This is a genomic window from Flavobacterium sp. MFBS3-15 (assembly GCF_026107645.2).
Lineage (GTDB): Bacteria > Bacteroidota > Bacteroidia > Flavobacteriales > Flavobacteriaceae > Flavobacterium.
Window position 1 is genome coordinate 1 of sequence record NZ_JAPCHV010000041.1, and the last position, 1,291, is coordinate 1,291.

The following is a 1,291-nucleotide window of genomic DNA, read 5'->3' on the forward strand; positions in this document are numbered from 1 at the left end:
AGGTTGTGGGCGATAGCAAGCAATGCTGTTTCCACTTCAGCCTTGGCTTTGCCGCGCAGGTTATACCTGCGGAAGCCTTTATTGTTTTTTATCTGTGCAAAGACTGTTTCTACATCGTGGCATCTTCGCTTGCGGAGTTCTTTTCCCCTGTCAGTTGTAAGCAGGTTATACGCTTTTGTTCGTAAATGCGCCACTTCAGGGTTGGATAGCGAAGTGCTGGGAATACCTGTTTTAGTGTCTTTGTCGAAGTAATTATATTTTACATAGGCTTGAATGCCTTCATTTTCAAGCAAAGTATAATTCTCTTGTGAGCCATAGCCTGCATCTGCCACAAGTTCTTCAGGAAGTTTTTGGTATAGTTCTTTAAAAGTCTTTATGTGTTCGGGCAGTGTCCTGGTATCATTCGGGTTAGGATGTAAGGAGTAATGTACGATAAACTGGTTGTGGGTGCTTATCTGTAGGTTATATCCGGGCTTAAGCTGGCCGTTTTTCATATGGTCTTCCTTCATGCGCATGAAGGTAGCATCGGTATCGGTCTTGCAAAAACTATTGCGGTTGCCCATTATCTCTTGTTGCTCAGCATACTTCTCAAGGTTCGCCGGCCAGTTCTTACGGGCATAGTTAAGTTTCTGACGTACTTTAGGACATATCTTTTTGTTTTTGAGGGCAGTATCTATCTTCTCAATAGTCTTTTCAACAGCTTTTTTATCAATAGCTTTAAATGTAACTTCTGACTTATCTTTAGATTCAGCAACAGCAACTTCCTGCGTATAGTTCCATAAGTCCTGCAGCTGCTCTTCAATACGCCTTTTATTGCGCTCTATGGATCTGCCCCATACAAAGGTATAGCGGTTGGCATTGGCCTCTATCTTAGTGCCATCGGTAAAAACAGTTTTAAGGCTCACATGCCCCTGTGATTCTAAAAGTAATACAACCTGGGTAAAAATATTCTGTATCTCATCTTTAAGTCGCTCGCTCCTAAAGCGGTTTATCGTGTTGTGGTCGGGGCGGCTCATACCACTTAACCACATAAAATGGATATTCTGCTTTAAGGCCTCTTCCAGCCTCCTGCTGGAAAAGATATTGCATAAATAACCATAAACCAACACTTTTAATAGCATTCGGGGATGGTAGCTGGAAGTGCCTCCGGGCTTGTAGTTTTTGATTAGACATTGCAGGTCAAGACCGTCAATCACATCGGAGACGGTTCTTACAGGATGGTTCTCTTCTATCAGCTCCTCTAAACTTGGAGGAAGTAGAAAATTTTGCTTGGGATTGTAATCTTTAAAGA

General features: G+C 42.4%; 1 protein-coding gene. It reads right to left on the reverse strand.

Annotation, left to right across the window (positions count from 1 at the left end):
• The coding region (locus tag OGH69_RS18210) for an IS1182 family transposase (RefSeq protein WP_265175926.1) at positions 1–1,291 on the reverse strand (1,291 nt) is incomplete at both ends.